The following is a 20,947-nucleotide window of genomic DNA, read 5'->3' on the forward strand; positions in this document are numbered from 1 at the left end:
GATGGTGCGGGTGCATGAGATTTTGTAACCCATTGCGAACCGTTTACTGCGCCGAGTGGCGCGCACGCTAAGTATGAATCTCCATGCGAAGGCATCAATAATGCATTGCATCTGATCTGAGGCGCGTCATGATTGTCGCGAAGTGGTGGTGGAACTGGGATAAAGGGTAATACTCGTCTCCCGCATACTTGATATCGTCAATCCGTCGAATTAGAGAAGGTGTTCATGTGTACCCTTCCACGCTATCCAAATTAATAATATCGTTATTTCAAGAATGGTTACTTTTCATTTAGAAGCAAGCGCCACTTTCGCCAAGGCAGACATCAATAGCTTCGCCTTTTCTGGATGCGTGACTTCCTCTCCGCCCACGTGCTCCACAACGCTGAGTCCGCGGGTCTGTATCTGCCTTGGCGTGAACAGCATGCCTGCCGCGCCGGGAACCGCGGCCAGCAGTGTCAACGGGTCGTACAAATTTAGTTTGTCGACTTTCGGCCAGATCTTGTCGAAGGTAATGGCGTGTGTGGCGTCGTCTTGGGCGCTGGTGGTTTGCGGCGGCTTTTCAGAGGTGAATGTTTCGAAAAACCACGCGTTGTCCATTCTCGGCGGCATCAGCCCTGCATTAATCGAACCCCACAATTTGCTCAATGCGTTTTCCTGTACGTTGTCGAGGTATTTGCCTACGAGATCCCCACTCTTGGCCAGGCTTTCATAGAACGATGGCGTCACCGGTGCCTTGTAGGCAGCTTGCTTGGTCACGATGCACAACGGGATCTTCAGTGCCTGTGCACTGCGATAAAAGCGACGTGCCGCTTCCAGGTCTGTCGTATTGTTGTAGGCACGCGCGTCTGGCTGTACATAGCCGTCTGCATCCTTGTCCGGCTCGACCCCCCCCATGATGGTAATGGTCTCCACTTTTTTGCGCACAAGTTCCGGATATCTATAGACCAGCGCATCGGCATCGGTCATGCCTGCAATCACCACCAATTTCACCCGCTGTTTTGCTTGCTTCAGTCGCTCTTCCAGCGCTGGCAGGCTGTTGCCATGAAGTTCGTCCGTTTTCGCGAGCAAGTCATTGCCTTGCTCCAGGAACGTGGCGTGGTCCTTGGCCTGTTTCTCAGTCATCGGGTAATCCTGCCCGTGCGAGACACGTACCTCGGGTAGGCCCATGTGGTTGAACACGCCCTTGGCAAACCGGGCGCGCTTCTCGCGCACGCTGGCATCGCCCAACGTCACCGCAACATCGCTAAGGCGCACAAAGCCGTCGACCTGCAGTTGCTTGCACATGACATAGGTAGCCACATCGTCGGGGTCCTTGTTCGGGTCGGTAAACAGCACCATGTCGTAGGGTTGGTCTGGTTTGCGGGAGCGCAGCTCCTGCAGCACTTTCTCTTCCTCGTCCGTCAGACGCGTGCCACCTTGGGCGCCGAGTTCGGCAAGCATCTGCAGCAGGGCGGCGTTCAGTTGCGGGGCACTCTGTGAGCGTTTGAGGACAGCAGCGCCAGCGGGACTTTTTCGTGGCAATGCTGATGTGTGGGAGGAGCTGGGCTCCAGCAGCATGTTCGCTTGCTGACGCGTCAGGCGCGTGCCGCCTTGGGCATCCACTTCGGTAGGCATTGGCAGCTGGTCGACGGTTAGTGGCGGGGCACTGCGTGAGCGTTTGAGGACAGCAGCGCTGGGGAGGCTTTTCCGCGGCAACGCCTGCAGTATCCCGTCGGGGGCCTCGCAGCTGGCGGCAGGGCGATCCATCGACGCGCCGCCAGGGTGGTGCTTGTCTGCGTGGCCGTGCGTGTCCGGTGGGCTCACGGGCACCTGGTGCGTGGGTTGATTCCTGATGGAATCCATTTGCTATCCTCGCGTGGATGTCGGTTAATGGCAGATCACTATGAACACGACTCCATTCTTCTGGGAAATCTTTCAGCGAAGGGCTTTACAACGACACGAAGCGAAGGCGTCCTGTTGCAAAGTGTCGGTACGGAAACGTGAACATCAGCATGTTCAGCGCGCATCTACGATTCACAGATGGATCGCCGTCTTGAGCATTTCTATGCTGCCCACGTGACGCTATCTCTACTTTATTTGTGAGCGACTCCCGGCAGTCGAGCGGCCGCACACGACTGCACTGTTGTTGCCAGCATGTCGGTGTTTTGTCGTCCGGAAGATACGGGTTTATCGGTTTCGCCAGAAGCTGCGATTGTTCGGTTTGTCGTCAAGCACATTGACGTTGAACTGGAATAGTGGTGCACGTATCGATTGAAGAGGTGAAGCATGCGTCCTGTGAACCTGACCTCGGCAACGCAGAGAGGAGCAAGACGAGATCAAGACTCTGTACCGACTTGGCATGCAGAGGGTTTGTCCTCGCAGCAGGGCGACCCGCACGTCAATCCACAACTGACGCAGAACCTGAGACCACGGCCGCCAGTGCGCCACGCAGAGCTCGTTAGAAACCCCCACACGCCCATCGGCGTCCGGATCGCGAACATTGGTATGCAGGCGGCAAATTTCGGCGTCGCGGTGGCAAGCGTCCCCGCCTTAACTTGCGGCTTGAATGCCTTGTCGGTGCCTGCCGCAGTAATTGATGGCTACTTATATGGCGATGCGCGGCGGAAAGACTACGCAGTGACTGCGGCTGCACCAGCTCTGGCCATGTCTGCTGTGGTAGGCACGCTGTATTCGGTTGGGCGCCTGGCGGCTTGGTATGTGCAAGCGCAAGCGCAGGCAACCGTCACAAAGGCAGACAGGGCGAAGGAGTTAGGAACAACTGAAGCCTGTCTGGATGCCGCCATCGAGATGGTCACCATGTCTGACGCAGAGACTTCTGCTCCTGAAATGAACGAAGGGGAGCGGGCCGCACTGGCCATGGATCTCATGAACCTGGTAATGGCAGACCGATCTCGATTACCTCCTGAACTCTGGGGAGCTGCCAGTGGCATCGGCGACGATCCCAGAACATTGGTCAGTCGGTTACTTGCGGCTGCACAAAACCGCGCGTCTGAGCAGGCCTCTGCATTGTCCGCTGGCTGAGCGCTCTGCTGCATGCACGTCGCCAGGTCGTCTATTTTTTCGGCCTTGCGCAAAGCGCAATGGAGCTTGCATAGCAAACTGTGACCCAGCCACTTTGGTTAATCTGTTAGAAGAGGTGAGGCATGAGTGCAATCCCAGTGACTTCTGCGGGCCGTGGAGCGGCAAGGCACGATCCACACGATGTGCAGGCGCCGCGCGAGTTGGGTTGCCCGTCGCAACGCGGCGACCCGCAGGCCAACACGCAACTGAAGCAAGACCTGCCGCGTGCGCCCGTGCGTGCGGCGCGGCTCAGGGCCCGACAGGTTCCCATTGGCGTGCAGATCGCGAACACCGGGCTGCACGCAGCGCGGTTTGCCGCTTCCGCCGTTGCAGGGCCTGCCGAAGCCGCGGTTCTTGACGCGGTGCATGCGCCCGCTGCGGCGGCATATGCGTATGCAAAAGGGGAGGTGTCCTGGAAAAAGAATGCGGGTGTCACGCTTGCGCCGGCCTTGGCTTACGCCGTGGTGATGGGCACGCTGTCTGCGGTGCAGTATCTGGCAAATCGCTACCTTCAGGCGCAGCCGCAGGCGAACGTCAGCAAGGCCGACAGAGCCAAGGAATTGGGCGTCACCGAGGCATGTCTGGATGCGGCCATCGCCATGGTGAACCACGGGGAGGCGGCCGGTCTCGGGGGTGAGATGAACGAAGAAGAGGCCGTGGCGCTGGCGGCAGATATTCAGAACCTGGCAACTGCAGACCGTTCCCGATTGCCCCCAGAGCCCTGGCGCGCCGCCAGCGGCGTTGGCGACGATGCCTGCGCGTTGGTCACCCAGCTGCTCTTGGCCGCAAGAGCCCGCGCGTCCGCGGAGGCGTCCGCATCGTCCGGCAGTTGAAGGGTGATCCTATGCGTGGCTGGTTGCGGTGGCACGGTGGGCCACGCCTGACCTGCCCGGTTTTCCGAGCTACACCGGTGCAGACTTCAAAATCCCCGACAAACTCTCCCGCAGGATCAGCTGCAAATGCATGCGGTTGAGTTCCATGCCGCTGGTCATCACGCTGTGCAGGCCGCCGCACATGGCGGCGACGGCGAAGACGCGGGCCTGGAATTCCTGTTCGCTGCTGGCCGGGTCGGCGTGGCCGCGTAGCAGGCGCTTGAGCAGGGCGCTGAGGTGTTCGATCAGCGATGCGCTCTGCCGGCGCATGAAGGCGGCCAGCACCGGGTCGCGCAGGGTGGCCAGGTGCAGTTCCAGGTCGATGCGGGTGCGCTTGATGTTGATTTCCTGCAGCAGCCATTCCTCGAGCAGGCCGGCGATGAAATCCACCACGTGCACATTGGCCGGGCGTTCCACCAGCCACATCTGGCGGATGGCGCGCATGTAGTTGCGCTCCAGCAATGCGCGCACCAGCGCGTCCTTGTCTTCGAAGCGTTGCAGCAGGCTGCCGCAGCTGACCCTGGCGCGCTCGGCGATCAATTCGAAACTGGTGGCGCCCAGGCCGATGGCGTCGATGCATTGCTCGGTGGCGTCCAGCACCTCTTCCAGCAGCAATTCTTCGCGCTCTTTTGCCGTGCGCAGCAACAGGACGTTGGACATGGGCGGCGGGCTTGTGGGGGGCTGCAGTATAGCGGCGCGGCGTTCGTCGTCCGTTGCGTTCGCTTGTTGCTGTGCCATCAGTCATGGATGCGCGTGCGTATTGAAACGCCGGCCACGGATGCGCTGGTCGACCATGTTTTCACGGCGGCTGTGCGACACCTGAGGCCGACGTTGTGCAGGAGAAGCATGTGAGTGAGAACAGTGCGGTAGCCGGTGTCTCGGCGCAGTGGCCGGCGCGGTTGTGGGTGGTGCGGCATGGGCAGAGCGCGGGCAACGTGGCGCGTGATCTGGCCGAGTCCAATGGCTCAGCCTTGATCGACCTGGAGCACCGCGATGCGGATGTGCCGTTGTCGGAGCTTGGCGAGCGCCAGGCCGAGGCGCTGGGGGCGTGGATGGCCGGCTTGCCCGAGCAGGAGCGCCCGACGCTGATCCTGAGTTCCACCTACATACGTGCGCGCCAGACCGCCGCTGCGGTGTCGCGTGCGCTGGGCCAGCCGGCCGAGTCGGTCAGCGTGGACGAGCGTTTACGCGAGAAGGAATTCGGCGTGCTCGACCGCTACACCACGGCCGGCATTCTTGCGACCTTTCCGGAGCTGGCCGAGCAGCGCAAGCTGGTGGGCAAGTTCTACTTCCGCCCGCCCGGTGGCGAGAGCTGGTGCGATGTGATCTTCCGCCTGCGCGGGGTGGTGGGCGATCTGCAGCGCAACCATGTGGGCGCGCGCGTGCTGATCGTGGGGCATCAGGTGATCGTCAATTGCTTCCGCTACCTGATCGAGCGGATGGACGAGGCCACCATTCTGGGCATCGACCGCGAGGGCGATGTGCCCAATTGCGGCGTCACCGAATACGCGGCTGCGGCCGATGGGCAATCGCTGGAGTTGCTGCGCACCAAGTTCGTGCCGCCGGAGCTGGCCGACGAGCCGGTGACCACCGAGTCCGACCGCCCGGCCGGGGCGCGCTGATGGCCGCCCCCCGCATGCTCACCGCCGCCGCCTTGCGGTCGATGCCGTTGCCGGCCCCGGGGGGCGACAAGGAGCAGCGCGGGCGCGTGTTGATCGTGGGTGGCTCGATGCGTGTGCCCGGTGCGGTGCTGCTGGCCGGCGAGGCGGCGCTGCGCACCGGTGCCGGCAAGCTGCAGATCGCCACCGCGGCCAGTGTGGCGCCGGGCATGGCCTTGGCGGTACCGGAGGCGCTGGTACTGGGGTTGGCGCAGAACGGCCAGGGCGAGATCGTGCGCGGGCACCGCGCACTGGATGGGGCAATGGTGGCCTGCGATGCGGCAGTGATCGGGCCGGGCATGGCGTCGTCGGCCACCACCACGGCGATGGTCAGGCGCGCCGCCGAGCAGGCGGTGTGCACCTTGGTGCTGGATGCCGGCGCGTTGTCGCGTGGCTTGCGGGCGCCGATCGGGCGGCCGTTCGTGCTGACGCCGCATGCGGGCGAGATGGCGACCCTGGCCGGCGACGACAAGGCAGCGGTGGAAGCGGCGCCGGGGGAGTACGCGCTGAAGTTTGCGCAGAAGCTGCGCAGCGTGGTGATCGTCAAGGGTGCGGACAGTTTCATCGCCGGGCCCGACGGTGCGTTGTGGATGCATCGCGGGGGCGCATCCGGGTTGGGCACGTCCGGGTCTGGCGATGTCCTGGCGGGATTGATTGCCGGCTTTGCCGCGCGCGGCTGCGATGCGTTGGGCGCTGCGCTATGGGGCGTGTTTGTGCATGCAGCGGCGGGCAGGCAGTTGGCCAAGCGGATCGGGCCGGTGGGGTTTCTGGCGCGCGAGCTGGGGTTGGAAGTGCCTGGGATTCTGGATCGGTTGGCGCGCCGCTGATCGACGCGCGTCGCGGTGATGCCGCACGCTGACCAAAGCCCCTCTCCAGCGGGAGAGGGGTTGGGGTGAGGGTAGGCCTGCTGGATTAGTGGGGCTGTCTTTCCAGATGGAGTTTATGTTGTTGCCTTGATTGCAGGGGGCAGGTTGCACTCTTAGCAGACGTACCTTCATCCGGCCCTTCGGGCCGCCTTCTCCCGAGGGGAGAAGGGAATGTCCGATGGTGGAAGGGTGCATGGTTGCGCTCGTTTGTTGCGCGATGTTGCGCCGCGTTGCTCGGTTAGGCTTGGTCACCAACCTGGGAGGGTGCACGGTGAAGCGAGCGATTGCGTGGTCGATGGTGGGGGTTCTGGGAGTTTGGGGTGCTGCGACTGAAACGGTGTTGGCATCTGCATCTGCATCTGCATCTGCAACAGCAGCATCTGCAACAGCAGCAACGCCGATTCCGATGCCGGCATCGACGGCACCGTCTGCATCCACGCCCGCATCGACGGCGGTAGACGCTGCGGTTGCGGGTGCTGCTGTTCCGCCAGCAGCACCCGCCGGCGCACTACGCGTCTACACCTCCGCCCAAGGTGCAGCGCAGCAGATGCGCGCCAGCACTGCCGAGGCACCCAAGGCCGGGCATGCGTTGACCGAGAAAGAGAACTCCATCTTCGTCAATCCGCAGCGGCGCTTCCAGGAGGTGCTGGGCATCGGCGGGGCGATCACCGATGCCAGTGCCGAGACCTTCGCCAGGCTGCCCAAGCCTGCGCAGCGCGCCTTGCTCACTGCCTACTACGACCCACAAAAGGGCATCGGCTATACGCTGGCGCGCACCACCATCCACAGCTCGGATTTCAGCAGCGGCAGCTATACCTACATCAAGGACGGCGATGCGGCGCTGAAGAGCTTTTCGGTCAGGCACGATGAGCGTTATCGCATTCCGATGCTGCGCCAGGCCATCGCGGCGGCCGGCGGCACATTGACGACATTTGCCAGCCCGTGGAGCGCGCCGGCCTTCATGAAAGACAGCCACAGCATGCTCAAGGGCGGCAAGTTGCTGCCCGCGTATGCGCAGGCCTGGGCCACCTATTACACGCGTTTCATTGCGGCCTACGAAAAGGCCGGCATCCCGATCTGGGGCATCAGCCTGCAGAACGAGCCGATGGCGGTGCAGACCTGGGAGTCGATGGTGTTTTCCGCCGAGGAAGAGCGCGACTTTCTGAAAAATCATCTTGGTCCGACGATGGAGCAGGCGGGCTATGGCGACCGCAAGATCATCGTATGGGACCACAACCGCGACATGATGCTGCACCGCGCGCATGTGATCTTCGACGATCCGGACGCGGCGAAATACGCGTGGGGCATGGGCTTCCACTGGTACGAGACCTGGGCCGGGTTCGCGCCGATGGTGGAGAACGTGGCGGCGGTGGCGCAGGCGTACCCGGATAAGCCGCTCTTGCTGACCGAAGCGGCGGTGGAGAAGTTCGACCCGGCAAAGCTGCAGCATTGGCCCAACGGCGAGCGCTATGGCACTGCCATCATCAACGATCTCAATCATGGGGCGGTGGGCTGGACGGACTGGAATATCCTGCTCGACGAACATGGCGGGCCGAACCATGTGGGCAATTACTGCTTTGCGCCGGTGCATGCCGATACACGCACCGGCGAGGTGATCTACACGCCGAGCTATTGGTATATCGGCCACTTTTCCAAGTTCATCCGCCCCGGTGCGCGGCGGGTGAGTGCGGCCAGCAGCCGCAGCAATCTGGCAACGACGTCCTTTCTCAATACCGATGGCAGCCTGGCGACGGTGGTGATGAATGCCAGCGACGTGGCGATCCGCTACAACCTGTATGTGGGCGCCGCGTCCAGTGAGTTGGAGATCCCGGCGCATGCGATCCAGACGGTGGTGGTGATGCAGTAAGCGCGGACTGTGGGCGGAGTTTTAGTGGAGATTGCGTACCCTCATCCGCCCTTCGGGCACCTTCTCCCGAGGGGAGAAGGGGGAGCTTACGGGTGCTCGTAGCCAGCGTTGCGTCGCCGTTCGGACCACCGTGCCTGTACGTCCCATTGATGCGTCACCCGTCGATACCGTTGCCGGTACCAAGAACGCCACCGAAGAAACGCCGTCAAAGAAACCCGCCAAAGAAATGCCCTCCGAAGAAACGCCACCGAAGAAATGCCACCGGAGAAATGCCGATCGCTGCGCACGCAGCAATCGGCGGGGCCGTGGCGGCGCTAGGCTGGAAACGCGTTTGCTGGGCTGCTCAGGACAGCAACAAGCCGCCGGTGGCACCGAACACTTCGCCGGTGACGTAGCTGGATTCCTGCGATGCCAGGATCACGTACAGCGGTGCCATCTCCACCGGCTGGCCGGCACGCTTGAGCGGGGTTTCCGAGCCAAACTCGGGAATCTTTTCCGGCGGCTGGCCGCCGCTGGGCTGCAGCGGGGTCCACACCGGGCCAGGTGCGACCGCGTTGACGCGGATGCCCTTGTCGGCGACCTGCTGGGCCAGGCCCTTGGTGAAGTTGACGATGGCGGCCTTGGTGGAGGCGTAGTCCAGCAGCGTCGGCGAGGGCTGGTAGGACTGGATCGAGCCGGTGTTGATGATGGATGCGCCCGGCGGCAGGTGCGGAATGGCCGCCTTGCACAGCCAGAACATCGCGTACACGTTGGTCTTGTAGGTGGCGTCGAACTGCTCGGTGGTGATGTCGGCGATATCCTTCATCGCGGTCTGCTTGCCGGCGATGTTGACCAGCAAGTCCAGCCCGCCGAGCTCTTTGACCGCGCGTGCCACCAGTTCGTTGCAGAAGGCTTCGTCCTTCAGGTCGCCCGGGATGCTGATGGCCTTGCGGCCTTCGGCCTGGATCAACTTCACCACTTCCGCCGCGTCCTGCTCTTCTTCCGGCAGGTAGTTCAGCACGATGTCGGCGCCTTCGCGTGCGTAGGCAATCGCGGTGGCGCGGCCGATGCCGGAGTCGGCGCCGGTGATCAGCGCCTTGCGGCCCTTCAGGCGGCCGAAGCCCTGGTAGCTCTGCTCGCCATGGTCGGCCTTGGGCTGCAATGCATGGATGGTGCCTGGCGCTTCCTGGGTCTGCTCGGGGAACTTGGGCTGCGGAAACTGGGTGAGCGGGTTCTGCATTTCGTACTGGTTCTTGGTGCTGGACATGCACTGGCTCCTGCAGTGGGGGATGACAAGGCCGCAGCGTGCCGCGGCCGATGCAGTGCAGTCTGGAAACCATGGCGATGCGTGCGGGTGAACGAATGTTGTGCATGATGTGAACGCGTCACGCAGCTAGCGTGCGGGCGATGCCGTAGCGCCGTGCACGCACGGCAGACCGGGAGGACAGCAATGCAGTGTGTAGGGATCGATGGCGCCGGCAGCGGCTGGCTGGCGGTGTGGGAGGCCGGCGATGGCTTGCAGTTCGCCGGCTACCCCAGTGTTGCCGCGCTGGGGAGCGCATTGGGCGGCGTCGCTGTGCTTGGCGTGGACATTCCGATCGGCTTGAGCGAGCACGCACCCCGCGTTGCGGATGTGCAGGCGCGGCGCTTTGTCGGTGGGCGCCGCGCATGCAGCATCTTTGCCGCGCCACTGCGGGGCATGTTGCATGCGCGTACGCAGGCGGAAGCCTCTGCGCTGCATCGGGTGCTGGACCACGACGGCCGGCGTGGCTTTGGCGTGCAGTCGTTTGCGCTGCTGTCGAAGATTCGTGACTGGGACGATGCGGTGCGCGCCGACCCGGCATGGGCGCAGCACGTGTTCGAGGTGCACCCGGAAGTCTCGTTCGCCGTGCTCGCCGGCGGGCACGGCCTGGCGGCGGGCAAGAAGAGCAGTGCAGGCCACCAGCAGCGCGCCGCCTTGCTGGGCCAGTGCTACGGCGCCAGGCAGGTGGCTGCGTTACTGGAGCGTGTGCCGCGTGCGCTGGCCAAGCCGGACGATGTGCTGGATGCCCTGGTGGCCTGCTGGAGCGCGCAGCGCATTGCCGCGGGCACCGCCGGCAGCCTGCCGGCGGTGGTGGAGCGCGATGCCTGCGGGCTGCGCATGGGCATCCACTACTGACTCAGCGCGTCTGCGTCGACATCGAATACGGCCGCTGCGCCGGATCGGTGGCCCATTGCGTGTTCGGCGTGGCCTGCATGCGCAAGCGCAACTCGCCGCCGGCCTGGATTTCCTCGTGCGTGAGGTAGGCGCGGGTCAGCGGCTGGCCGTTGAGGGTGGCGCTGCCGATGTAGCTGCGCGCCTTGCTCAGGCCATCGGCGATCACGCTGAAGCGCTTGCCATTGGGCAGGTTGAGCGTGGCGCGCGGCAGGAACGGGCGGCCGATGATGTACTGGTTGCTGCCCGGTGCCACCGGATAGAAGCCCAGCGTGGTGAACACGTACCAGGCCGACATCTGGCCGAGATCGTCGTTGCCGGCCAGGCCTTCGGGGCCGGCGTGGTATTGGGTGTCCATGATCTGGGTCAGCCGCGCCTGGGTGCGCCAGGGCTGGCCGGCGTAGGCGTAGAGATAGGCGACATGGTGGCTGGGTTCGTTGCCGTGCGCGTACCAGCCGATCAGGCCGGTGATGTCTTCCATGTGCGCGAACACCTTGGGGTCGACCTTGGCATCGAACACCGCATCCAGGCGCGCGAGCAGTTGGTCGTCGCCGCCATGTGCGGCTGCAAGTCCTGCGACGTCCTGCGGCACATACCAGGAGTACTGCCAGGCATTGCCTTCGGTGTAGTCGCTGCCGTAGCCGCTGGCCGAGGGGTCGAACAGCGCGCGGAAGTTGCCGGCACGGGTGCGCGCGCGCATGTAGCCGGTGGCCGGGTCGAAGGCGTGCTTCCAGTTGCCGGCGCGCTTGCTGAATTCTGCGGCGATGGCGGGCTTGCCGAGCTTGTCGGCCATGCGCGCGATGGTCCAGTCGTCGAAGGCGTATTCCAGCGTCTTGGAGGCGGCTTCGCCTTCTTCATCGATGGGCACATAGCCCAGCTCACGGTACTGCGCGATGCCGTCGTAGGGGCCGTAGTTGGCGCTGGCGACCATGGCGTCCAATGCTTCGTTGGCATCGAAGCCGCCGATGCCTTTCATGTAGGCGTCGGCGATCACCGGCACGGCGTGGTAGCCGATCATGCACCAGGTTTCCAGGCCGTGGAACGCCCAGACCGGCAGGATGCCGTAGGCGCTGTCGCGGCGCGACGCGAGCAGTGAGTTGACCATGTCGCTGGTGCGCTGGGCTGGCTGCACCAGGGTCAGCAGCGGATGCAGGGCGCGGTAGGTATCCCACAACGAGAACGTGGAGTAGTTGGTCCAGCCACGCGCCTGATGCACGGCATTGTCCGGCCCGCGGTACTGGCCGTCGCTGTCCATGAACAGGGTGGGGCCGAGCAGGGTGTGGTACAGCGCGGTGTAGAGCTGGGTGCGTTGTTGCGGCGTGCCTTGCGCGTCGATCGCCGACAGCGCCTGTGTCCACTGTGCGCGCGCATCGGCACGCACGCGGTCGAAATCGAAACCGGGCACCTCCGCATCGAGATTGGCGATGGCGCCGGCCTCGCTGACCGGCGACAGCGCGACCTTGACCACCAGCGGCGTGCCATCGTTGGCAACATCGAACACGCCGACCAGTTGCCGGCCTTCGATCTGTGCGCGCTGCGCGGGATTCTTCTCGCCCGGCGGCGGAAAGCCCTTGTACGGGATGTCCTGCTCGGTGTCGTGCAATTGCTTGGCGGTGAGCGGGCGCGAAAAGCGCATGGCGAAGTACAGCTGGCGGCCGGGTGCCCAGCCACGGGTTTCACGAAAGCCGGTGACGGTGCCGTCGCCGCGCACGCGCAGCCGCGACCACTGCACCTTGCCGGGGTAGTCGTACAGGCTGGTGCGCAGGTCCACCAGCACATGCGCCGGTACGCCCTTGGGGAACTGATAGCGATGCACACCCACGCGCGCACTGGCGGTGAGTTCGGCGCGGATGTTGCGGTCTTTCAAGGTCACCGCGTAATAGCCGGGCTGTGCCTGCTCGCTGGCATGGTCGAACTGCGCGGTGTAGCCGCTGCCCGGTGTGGCGACATCGCCGCGTTCGAGCTTGACCTGGCCGGTTTGCGGCATCAGCAGGACATCGCCCAGGTCCGAATGCCCGGAGCCGGAAAAGTGCGTGTGCGAGAAGCCGACAATCGTGCTGTCGCCATGTCGGTAACCGGCGGCCCAGCCATAGGCCTCCTTGCGCTGCTTGATCTGCGTGTCCGGGCTCAGCTGCACCATGCCGAACGGCACCGTGGCGCCGGGATAGGTGTGGCCTTCGCCACCGGTGCCGATAAACGGATCCACCGCGCTGAAACCCGCGTCGTCCGCGCGTGGCGCCGCGTTGCCGGCGAAGGTAACGCAGGCGGCAAGCAACGCCAGCCAACGCAGCGGAGAGAAGGCGATCGAGCGATGCTGCATGCGAACGGTTCCAGGCGGATGCAGCGCCGGACCGTAGCACAGCTGTCGGGCCTGATCGCATGGCATCCATGGCTGCATCGTTGAGCTCGCTAACCGGTGCACGGCTTGCCGCGGTGATGCGTACGCCTGTCTTTGAGAGGTTGCGGGCGTTGCGCGCAGGAGGCAGCGGATGCGCAAATCGGTCGCCTTTTCTGCACGGAACGAGCGCAATGCCAGCAGCTGCGAGATAGCGTGCGAACGCGGGGCTTCGGCTGCGGGACAACCACAACGGCAGGCTGCTGAAATCGCGCAAACCGTCCGCACCAGGATGGATCTGTTCGATACTCCCACCGCGCCCGTGCAGCTGCTGCACGATACGCAAGGCGGCGTGCGCTATTGGCCGCAGCTGCTGGCGCCTGCCATGGCGCAGCAGTGCTTTGCCGCGTTGCGCCAGGCGACCGACTGGCGCAGCCAGCGCCGCGAGATGTACGACCGTGTGGTGGAGGTGCCGCGCCTGCTGGCCTCGTATCGGCTGGATGCACCGCTGCCGCCGGCTTTGCCGTTGCGGGCGCTGCTCGATGCAGTGCAGACCGTGTTGCCTGCACCGTATAACGCCGTGGGCCTGAATCTGTATCGCGACGGCCGCGACAGCGTGGCCATGCATCACGACAAGTTGCAGACGCTGCAGGCGCCGCATCCGATTGCATTGGTGTCGCTGGGCGCGACGCGGCGGATGCAGCTGCGCGGAAAGGACGGCAATACGCGTGCGATCGCTGTGGAACTGGCGCCGGGAAGCCTGTTGGCGATGAGCCATGCCTCGCAACTGAGCCACGAGCACGGCATTGCCAAGACCGCACGTGCGGTGGGTGAGCGCATCAGCGTGGTGTTTCGCGTGCGCCCGGCCGAGCGCATGGCCGCCGGCCAGCACGGGCCGCACTGGGAGCCGGTGCAAGCGGCGCCTGGCTGAGAAGGCGTGGTGCACGTTTGTCGGCTTGCTGCGGAGCAAGCGGAGTAACCAGAGCAACCCGAGCAACAGCTGCAACAGGAGCAATCGGAGCGTTCGAGTGCTGCGTACCAGCAGCGGCTCCAGGGCCGTGTTCGCTTGGCAACCAGCGCAGCGGCTGCGTCAGCTACGTTCTGCGCGCACGGTTGCGGCCGATCATGCCGATCGCCGCTGGTGAGCGTGCGATGCGCTGACACCTGCGTGATGCGTTGTGCCTGCGCACACCGCACTGGCGTACCCACCCGCGCTGCGCGCGCATGCTCGCTCTGTCGCGCCCGGCATGGCCCATTCGGGTGATTGCCATCGCCCTCACGGCTGGCCATGCTTGCATGTACTCCCCCCTCAGCGTCGCCCTTCCATGTCCCTGGCCGATACCCGCCACCATCAGATGTTTCCCGAGCTGGACTCGGGCCAATTGGCGATCACGCGGCGTTTTGCCAGCGGGCCGGCGCAGCGTTTCGATGCGGGCGAGCTCGTCTTCGACGTGGGCGATGCGCACGCGCCGGTGTGGGTGGTGCTGGAAGGCGCCATCGAAGTGGTTCGGCGCGACGGGCTGGGCAACGAAAAGCCGGTCACCTCGCACACGCCCGGGCAGTTCACCGGTGAGGTGAGTCAACTCGCCGGGCGCGCGTCGCTGGCCGGCGGACGTGCCGGCCCGCAGGGCTGCCTGGCGCTGCCGTTCGACACCGCGCATCTGCGCGCGCTGATGATCAGCTCGGCCGAAGTGGGCGAGGTGGTGATGCGTGCGTTGATCCTGCGCCGGGTCGGCCTGATCGAAGGCGATGCCTCGGGCTCGGTGCTGATCGGCGAGCCGGACGATCCGCACCTGACCCGGTTGCAGGGCTTTCTCACCCGCAACGGTTACCCGAACACGGTGATCGATGCCTCCGACGAGGAAGGCCGCGCGTTGGTGCAGCGCTTCGGCATCCAGGAGCAGGAACTGCCGGTGATGGTGTGCCCCAGCGGGCGGGTGCTGCGTCAGCCCAGCGATGCCGAAGCGGCGCATTGCCTGGGCATGACCCCGGACATCGACCCGGACAAGCGCTACGACGTGGCCATCGTCGGTGCCGGCCCGGCCGGTCTGGCGACGGCGGTGTATGCGGCCTCCGAAGGCCTGTCGGTGTTGGTGCTGGACCAGCGCGCCATCGGCGGGCAGGCCGGCGCGTCGGCACGGATCGAAAACTACCTGGGCTTTCCGACCGGCATTTCCGGCCAGGCGCTGGCCGGGCGGGCCTACAACCAGGCGTTGAAATTTGGCGCCGAGCTGGCGATTCCGATCGAGGCCGGCACGCTGGAATGCGGCCGCGACGACGGCGCGCTGAAGCTGGATCTGGCCGACGGCAAACAGCTGCTGGCCAGCACCGTGGTGATCGCTTCGGGTGCGCGTTACCGGCGTCCGGAGATCGAAGGGCTGGACCGTTTCGAAGGCCACGGCGTGTCGTACTGGGCCTCGCCGGTGGAAGCACGGCTGTGCGAGGGCGGCGTGGTGGCGCTGGTGGGCGGTGGCAATTCGGCCGGCCAGGCGGTGGCGTTCCTGGCACCGCGGGTGAAGGAGCTGCACCTGATCATTCGCGGCGAAGGGCTGGAATCGTCGATGTCGCAATATCTGATCGATCGCATCGCCGTGCTGCCGAACGTGCAGCTGCATGCCGGCACCGAAGTGTCCGCGCTGGAAGGCGATCCGGAGCGTGGTCTGCAGGCGGCGGTGTTGCGCACACGCGCCGACGGGCAGACTACGCGGGTGGAGTTGCGGCATCTGTTCCTGTTCGTCGGTGCCGACCCCAACACCGGTTGGCTGCAGCAATGCGTCGAGATGGACAAGCGTGGTTTCGTCGTCACCGGCAACGCGCGTGGGGATGGCGTGCCGGCCTGCCTGCCGCTGGAAACCAACCGCCCCGGCGTGTTCGCCATCGGCGATGTGCGGGCCGGCTCGGTCAAGCGGGTGGCCGCGGCGGTGGGCGAGGGCGCGGCGGTGGTTGCGCAGATCCATCAGTACCTGGCACATCAGGCCAATCCGGTGCCGGCTTCCGAGCTGGCCAGCGCTGGGGAATAGAGAATCGGGAATAGAGAATCGGGAATCGGGAATCGGGAATCGGAAGAGCGAGTGCTTGTGGTGGCTCGATTCCTCCGTTCCCAGGCCATCAGGCTGTTACCACTCGGTACGCGCGATCTGAGGTCGCTGGCCCGACACATCATCACACTGCGTGCGGCAGCTGCCGGGGCCGTAGCGGAGCTACACGCTGGCGTGGTGGCGCGCCTGATGCCTATTCTGGCCAATGCACCTGCGGCAGTTCGCCGATCTGCGGGCGGGCGAACAGATAGCCTTGCTGCAGGTGGATGCCCATGTCGCGCAGGGCGCGGCATTCGTCCGGGTGTTCGATGCCTTCGGCGATGACCGCGATCCCGAGTTCTTCGCACATGCGGGTGGTGTGGCGGACGATGGCCTGGCGGCTGCGGTCGGCGTCGATGCCGCGCACCAGAGCGATGTCCAGCTTGAGCAGGTCCGGCTGGAAGTCGGCCAGCAGGCCAAGGCCGGAATAGCCGGCGCCGAAGTCGTCGATGGCAGTCTTCAGGCCGCGTGCCTGATAGGTACGCATGATGTCGAGCAGATGCGCCGGCTCGGCCAGGTGTTCCTGTTCGCTGACTTCGAAAATGATGGCGTCCAGTGGCCAGCCGTACTGCGCGGTGGCCGAGAGCGTGGCGCGCAGGCAGTGCTCGGGGTTGTAGACCGCATTGGGCATGAAGTTGATCGACAACAAGGCCGGCAGCGCGATCTGCGCGGCGCATTCGATCGCCTTGATGCGGCAGGCCTGGTCGAAGGCGTAGCGGTTGCGCTCATCCACCGCGGCCAGGATGCTGCCGGCCGATTCGCCGTTGACCCCGCGCACCAGCGCTTCGCCGGCGTAGATGCTGCGGGTGGACACATCCACAATCGGCTGGAACGCCATGGTGATGGCGGTGGGAAAGTCCTGGCCGTCGCGGCAGGCGTTGCAAACAGGAAGCGTGGGCATGGCTGGGCAATCGTGCGGCGTGGGGTGAGCCTAGCGGTATCGGCCGCAACGCCGCGTCATTGAGTCTGCACACGCATCCTCGCGCCATCCTCACCTGACGCGTCACCGCGCTCGGCGATAATGCGTCCTCACTCGCATCGGACGCCCCATGACCGCTCTCACCGAACGTTACGCCCTGGCCGTGGATTACGCGCGCATCGCCCATGCCGGGCAGGTGCGCAAGGGCACGCAGATTCCATATCTGAGCCACTTGCTGGGCGTGTCCACGCTGGTGCTGGAATGCGGCGGCGACGAAGACCAGGCCATCGCCGGGCTGCTGCACGATGTGGTGGAAGATTGCGGTGGCGGCCATGAAGCCTCGATCCGCGCGCAGTTCGGTGATGCGGTGGCCGACATCGTGATGGCATGCACCGATGCCACTGCCGAAGACAAGGCCGAGGTGGACAACACCGACAGCGCGCGCAAACGCGACTGGCGCGAACGCAAGCTGGCCTATCTGGACCACCTGCGCAACACGCCCGAGCGCGCCTTGCTGGTGTCCGGCTGCGACAAGCTCTATAACGCGCGCACCATCGTGCAGGACCTGGAAAACCCGGATGTGGGCCAGGACATCTTCAACGTGTTCACCGCCGGGCGCGCCGGCACGCTGTGGTATTACGGCGAGCTGGAAGCGATCTTCCGCACGCGCGATGCCGCCACCGCGCGGTTGTTCACTGGCGTGGTGACACGCATGCAGGCCTTGGCCGAGACCGGCGAGCAGCCGGTGCCGGCGCACGCGCTGGGCTGATCGCGTTGTACGCAGCTGATCTGCGACCTTCGCTGACGGCGTGTCCCGCAAGCGGTGAGCGCACCGCGCCCTCGACGCTGCGAGTTGGCTGCAGGGCCCTTGCCCGCCCACCATCGCGGGACACGCTGCAAGTACGTCCATGTAAGCTCTTACGCGGCATCCATGCCGCGTAAGGTCCCGCGACGGTGAGCGGGCAAGGGCCAGTCAAGATGATCGGTGTGCTTGGTTTTTATAAGGTAGCCGAACAACCGTCTGGTGCGGTGTCCTTGCCGGTTGCGGGACCGTGTGGCGGCATGGATGCCGCCACCGAGCCCCCAGGGATGGGTTCACGGCGTGTCCCGCAAGCGGTGAGGGCACCGCGCACTCGACGCTGCGCGTTTGCTGCTGGGCCCTCGATTGACGCATGTCCAGGCGATCAGCGTCAGGCGCCGCAGGACTGGCCGTTGCCCCTGACATCGGCTGCATGCGCGCCGCGCTAGGCTAGGGCGCTGTCGAATGTCGGTCTGGTGGTCATGTCCAACGTAATCTCGTCTTCCTCCGGCCTGGTGCGCGTGCGCGGTGCGCGCGAGCACAACCTCAAGAACGTGGACGTGGACATCCCGCGCGATGCGCTGGTGGTGTTCACCGGTGTGTCCGGCTCGGGCAAGTCGTCGCTGGCGTTCGGTACCGTGTTCGCCGAAGCGCAGCGGCGCTACCTGGATTCGATCTCGCCATATGCGCGGCGCCTGATCGACCAGGTTGGCGTGCCGGAGGTGGATTCCATCGAAGGATTGCCGCCGGCGGTGGCCTTGCAGCAGGCGCGCGGCGCGCCGAGTGCGCGCTCGTCGGTGGGCAGCGTCACCACCATCTCCAATTCCCTGCGCATGCTGTATTCGCGTGCGGGCAGCTATCCGCCGGGGCAGGAGATCATCTATGCCGACGGCTTTTCGCCCAATACCCCGGCCGGTGCCTGCCCGACCTGCCACGGCCTGGGGCGCATCTACGATGCGACCGAAGCGACCATGGTGCTGGATCCCACGCTGAGCATTCGCGATCGCGCGGTCGCCGCCTGGCCAGGTGCCTGGCATGGCCAGAACCTGCGCGACATCCTCACCACGCTCGGCCACGACGTGGACCAGCCGTGGCACAAGCTGCCGAAGAAGACCCGCGACTGGATCCTCTACACCGACGAGCAACCGGTGGTGCCGGTGTATGCCGGCTACAGCCTGGACGAGGTCAGGCGCGCGCTGCGCCGCAAGGAGGAGCCCAGCTACATGGGCACCTTCACCAGTGCGCGGCGCTATGTGCTGCATACCTTTGCCACCACGCAGAGCGCGCAGATGAAAAAGCGCGCGGCGCAGTACCTGATCAGCACGCAGTGCCCGCAGTGCGACGGCAAGCGGCTGCGGCGCGAAGCGCTGTCGGTGACGTTTGCAGGCCTGGACATCGGCGAGCTGTCGCGGCGGCCGCTGGACGAGGTGGCCGACTTGCTGCGCCCGGCTGCCGAAGATGCCGATGGCCAGCGCAAGCGTAACGACAAGCGCAAGCAGGCCGACACGCATCCCGAGCAGGCGATCGCTGCGCAACGCATCGCCGCCGACCTGCGCGCGCGGATTGCCGTGGTGCAGGCGCTGGGCCTGGGCTATCTCAGCCTGGAGCGCAGCACGCCGACGCTGTCGCCGGGCGAGCTGCAACGGCTGCGGCTGGCCACGCAGATCCGCTCGCAGCTGTTCGGCGTGGTGTATGTGATGGACGAGCCATCGGCGGGCCTGCATCCGGCCGATGCGCAGGCCTTGCTGGGCGCGCTGGATCAGCTCAAGGCCGCGGGCAATTCGGTATTCGTGGTCGAACACGAGGTGGATGTGATCCGCCACGCCGACTGGATCGTCGACGTCGGCCCGGCTGCCGGCGTGCACGGTGGGCAGGTGCTGTATAGCGGCCCGCCCGCTGGGCTGGAGCAGGTGGAGGGCTCGTCCACGCGGCGTTACCTGTTCGGCAGCCCGCCGCAGGTGCACAGCCATGCGCGTGCGGCCACCGGTTGGCTGCAGTTGCGGGGCATCACCCGCAACAATGTGCGCGAGCTGGATGTGGACCTGCCGCTGGGTGTGTTCACCACCGTGACCGGTGTGTCCGGCTCGGGCAAGTCGTCGCTGGTGAGCCAGGCATTGGTGGAGTTGCTGGCTGCCCATCTTGGACAAACCCCGGCAGAGGAAGACGAAGCGCTGGACCCGCTGGAGCGCGGCACGCAGGTGCCGCTGGGTGGTGCGATCGTCGGCGGGCTCGACCAGGTGCGCCGCCTGGTGCGGGTGGACCAGAAACCGATCGGCCGCACGCCACGTTCAAACTTGGCCACCTACACCGGCCTGTTCGATCCGGTGCGCAAGCTGTTCGCCGCCACACCGGCCGCACGCCGCCGCCGTTACGACCCGGGGCAGTTTTCGTTCAACGTCGCCAAGGGCCGCTGCGCCACCTGCGAGGGCGAGGGCTCGGTGCACGTGGAATTGCTGTTCATGCCCAGCGTCTACGCGCCATGCCCCACCTGCCACGGCGCGCGCTACAACGCCAAGACCCTGGAGATCGCGCTGCGTGGCCACACCATTGCGCAGGTGCTGGAGATGACGGTGGACCAGGCCGCCACATTCTTTGCCGACGATGCCAGCGTGCTGCGTCCGCTGCAGGTGTTGCGCGAAGTGGGGCTGGGCTACCTGCGGCTTGGCCAGCCGGCCACCGAACTGTCTGGTGGCGAAGCGCAGCGCATCAAGCTGGCGACCGAACTGCAACGTGCGCAGCGGCGCGACACCGTGTATGTGCTGGACGAGCCGACCACCGGCCTGCATCCGGCCGACGTGGATACCTTGATGCGTCAGCTGCAAGGCCTGGTGGAGGCCGGCAACACGGTGATCGTGGTCGAACACGACATGCGCGTGGCCGCCAGCAGCGATTGGGTGCTGGACATGGGGCCGGGCGCGGGCGGTGCGGGTGGCGCTGTCGTGGCGGCGGGTGCACCGGAGGCGGTTGCGCGGCAGCGCGGCAGCCGCACTGCGCCGTTCCTGGCGCAGGTGCTGCGCGGGGAATAAGCGTGGCTAATAACTCTTTTCGAACGTCGTAGCGATGGCGGAACGTGTTGGCCAGACGCGCCTTCGTTAACGAGTGAAGTGATCTCGGCACGGCAGCGAGATTGCTCGCATCGCAGAGAACCGATCACACCGCACTGCCGCTCATCGCATCGCACGGGCGTACGGCATGCACGGCGCGTCCATGCGCACCGACCATCTCGCCTGGTCCTTGCCCGCTTACCGTCGCGGGACCTTACGCGGCATGGATGCCGCGTAAGAGCCTTATCTGTTCGGATTCTGGCAGTTTGGGCGTCGA

Annotated in this window: 15 protein-coding genes; 10 read left to right on the forward strand and 5 right to left on the reverse strand. The window is 65.3% G+C overall.

Features of this window, described 5'->3' with window-relative positions:
• Positions 1-285: 285 nt before the first annotated feature.
• Complete coding sequence (gene xopQ, locus LL972_RS18685) at positions 286-1,842, reverse strand: type III secretion system effector XopQ (protein ID WP_323134230.1); 1,557 nt, start codon at positions 1,840-1,842, stop codon at positions 286-288.
• A 423-nt stretch (positions 1,843-2,265) separates the two neighbouring features.
• On the opposite strand from xopQ, the gene xopAV (LL972_RS18690) reads away from it, so the two are divergent.
• On the forward strand, positions 2,266-3,021 hold the full coding sequence (gene xopAV / locus LL972_RS18690) for a type III secretion system effector XopAV (RefSeq protein WP_228328863.1): 756 nt from the start codon (positions 2,266-2,268) through the stop codon (positions 3,019-3,021).
• 122 nt (positions 3,022-3,143) lie between these two features.
• Positions 3,144-3,893, forward strand: a complete 750-nt coding sequence (xopAV, locus tag LL972_RS18695; protein ID WP_228328864.1) for a type III secretion system effector XopAV — start codon at positions 3,144-3,146, stop codon at positions 3,891-3,893.
• Between the two features lie 69 nt (positions 3,894-3,962).
• On the opposite strand, the gene LL972_RS18700 is transcribed toward xopAV (LL972_RS18695), so the two are convergent.
• Positions 3,963-4,592 carry a TetR/AcrR family transcriptional regulator gene (locus LL972_RS18700; RefSeq protein ID WP_104582370.1) on the reverse strand — a complete coding sequence of 210 codons (630 nt, stop codon included), beginning with the start codon at positions 4,590-4,592 and terminating at the stop codon, positions 3,963-3,965.
• Positions 4,593-4,765: 173 nt separating this feature from the next.
• Between LL972_RS18700 and LL972_RS18705 the strand changes: the two genes are divergently transcribed.
• The 3 genes from LL972_RS18705 (at position 4,766) to LL972_RS18715 (ending at position 8,323) form a co-directional block, all read left to right on the forward strand.
• Positions 4,766-5,554 carry a histidine phosphatase family protein gene (locus LL972_RS18705; RefSeq protein WP_228328865.1) on the forward strand — a complete coding sequence of 263 codons (789 nt, stop codon included), beginning with the start codon at positions 4,766-4,768 and terminating at the stop codon, positions 5,552-5,554.
• Positions 5,554-6,417, forward strand: coding sequence for an NAD(P)H-hydrate dehydratase (locus tag LL972_RS18710; RefSeq protein WP_228328866.1), 864 nt, complete (start codon positions 5,554-5,556; stop codon positions 6,415-6,417). The genes LL972_RS18705 and LL972_RS18710 overlap by 1 nt, the downstream gene beginning before the upstream one ends.
• Before the next feature lie 445 nt (positions 6,418-6,862).
• Positions 6,863-8,323, forward strand: coding sequence for a glycoside hydrolase family 30 protein (locus LL972_RS18715; protein WP_228328867.1), 1,461 nt, complete (start codon positions 6,863-6,865; stop codon positions 8,321-8,323).
• 343 nt (positions 8,324-8,666) lie between these two features.
• On the opposite strand, the gene LL972_RS18720 is transcribed toward LL972_RS18715, so the two are convergent.
• Complete coding sequence (locus LL972_RS18720; protein ID WP_104582375.1) at positions 8,667-9,569, reverse strand: SDR family oxidoreductase; 903 nt, start codon at positions 9,567-9,569, stop codon at positions 8,667-8,669.
• 183 nt (positions 9,570-9,752) lie between these two features.
• Here LL972_RS18720 and LL972_RS18725 point away from each other — a divergent pair, with 183 nt between their 5' ends.
• Complete coding sequence (locus LL972_RS18725; RefSeq protein WP_228328868.1) at positions 9,753-10,460, forward strand: DUF429 domain-containing protein; 708 nt, start codon at positions 9,753-9,755, stop codon at positions 10,458-10,460.
• Position 10,461: 1 nt separating this feature from the next.
• Here LL972_RS18725 and LL972_RS18730 read toward each other — a convergent pair whose 3' ends face one another.
• Positions 10,462-12,816, reverse strand: coding sequence for a GH92 family glycosyl hydrolase (locus LL972_RS18730; RefSeq protein ID WP_228328869.1), 2,355 nt, complete (start codon positions 12,814-12,816; stop codon positions 10,462-10,464).
• A gap of 307 nt (positions 12,817-13,123) precedes the next feature.
• Between LL972_RS18730 and LL972_RS18735 the strand changes: the two genes are divergently transcribed.
• Entirely contained in the window at positions 13,124-13,762 is a 639-nt protein-coding gene (locus LL972_RS18735; protein ID WP_228328870.1) for an alpha-ketoglutarate-dependent dioxygenase AlkB family protein, read from the forward strand.
• A 394-nt stretch (positions 13,763-14,156) separates the two neighbouring features.
• Complete coding sequence (locus tag LL972_RS18740; RefSeq protein WP_228328871.1) at positions 14,157-15,851, forward strand: FAD-dependent oxidoreductase; 1,695 nt, start codon at positions 14,157-14,159, stop codon at positions 15,849-15,851.
• 211 nt (positions 15,852-16,062) lie between these two features.
• On the opposite strand, the gene LL972_RS18745 is transcribed toward LL972_RS18740, so the two are convergent.
• Complete coding sequence (locus tag LL972_RS18745; protein WP_104532771.1) at positions 16,063-16,809, reverse strand: EAL domain-containing protein; 747 nt, start codon at positions 16,807-16,809, stop codon at positions 16,063-16,065.
• 148 nt (positions 16,810-16,957) lie between these two features.
• Here LL972_RS18745 and LL972_RS18750 point away from each other — a divergent pair, with 148 nt between their 5' ends.
• The gene (locus LL972_RS18750; RefSeq protein ID WP_228328872.1) at positions 16,958-17,596 is read left to right on the forward strand and encodes an HD domain-containing protein; all 639 of its coding nucleotides are present in this window, start codon (positions 16,958-16,960) and stop codon (positions 17,594-17,596) included.
• Between the two features lie 512 nt (positions 17,597-18,108).
• Positions 18,109-20,652 (forward strand): excinuclease ABC subunit UvrA, encoded by a 2,544-nt coding sequence (locus LL972_RS18755; protein ID WP_228328873.1) that lies wholly within the window; start codon positions 18,109-18,111, stop codon positions 20,650-20,652.
• Positions 20,653-20,947: the final 295 nt, after the last annotated feature.

It is taken from the genome of Xanthomonas campestris pv. asclepiadis (assembly GCF_020784175.1).
GTDB lineage: Bacteria > Pseudomonadota > Gammaproteobacteria > Xanthomonadales > Xanthomonadaceae > Xanthomonas > Xanthomonas campestris_D.

Excerpts from the sequence above, each read along its gene's own strand:
- xopQ (WP_323134230.1), bottom strand. The coding sequence starts at position 1,842 with ATGGATTCCATCAGGAATCAACCCACGCACCAGGTGCCCGTGAGCCCA.
- xopAV (WP_228328863.1), top strand. The coding sequence starts at position 2,266 with ATGCGTCCTGTGAACCTGACCTCGGCAACGCAGAGAGGAGCAAGACGA.
- xopAV (WP_228328864.1), top strand. The coding sequence starts at position 3,144 with ATGAGTGCAATCCCAGTGACTTCTGCGGGCCGTGGAGCGGCAAGGCAC.
- LL972_RS18700 (WP_104582370.1), bottom strand. The coding sequence starts at position 4,592 with ATGTCCAACGTCCTGTTGCTGCGCACGGCAAAAGAGCGCGAAGAATTG.
- LL972_RS18710 (WP_228328866.1), top strand. The coding sequence starts at position 5,554 with ATGGCCGCCCCCCGCATGCTCACCGCCGCCGCCTTGCGGTCGATGCCG.
- LL972_RS18715 (WP_228328867.1), top strand. The coding sequence starts at position 6,863 with ATGCCGGCATCGACGGCACCGTCTGCATCCACGCCCGCATCGACGGCG.
- LL972_RS18720 (WP_104582375.1), bottom strand. The coding sequence starts at position 9,569 with ATGTCCAGCACCAAGAACCAGTACGAAATGCAGAACCCGCTCACCCAG.
- LL972_RS18725 (WP_228328868.1), top strand. The coding sequence starts at position 9,753 with ATGCAGTGTGTAGGGATCGATGGCGCCGGCAGCGGCTGGCTGGCGGTG.
- LL972_RS18730 (WP_228328869.1), bottom strand. The coding sequence starts at position 12,816 with ATGCAGCATCGCTCGATCGCCTTCTCTCCGCTGCGTTGGCTGGCGTTG.
- LL972_RS18735 (WP_228328870.1), top strand. The coding sequence starts at position 13,124 with ATGGATCTGTTCGATACTCCCACCGCGCCCGTGCAGCTGCTGCACGAT.
- LL972_RS18740 (WP_228328871.1), top strand. The coding sequence starts at position 14,157 with ATGTCCCTGGCCGATACCCGCCACCATCAGATGTTTCCCGAGCTGGAC.
- LL972_RS18745 (WP_104532771.1), bottom strand. The coding sequence starts at position 16,809 with ATGCCCACGCTTCCTGTTTGCAACGCCTGCCGCGACGGCCAGGACTTT.
- LL972_RS18750 (WP_228328872.1), top strand. The coding sequence starts at position 16,958 with ATGACCGCTCTCACCGAACGTTACGCCCTGGCCGTGGATTACGCGCGC.
- LL972_RS18755 (WP_228328873.1), top strand. The coding sequence starts at position 18,109 with ATGTCCAACGTAATCTCGTCTTCCTCCGGCCTGGTGCGCGTGCGCGGT.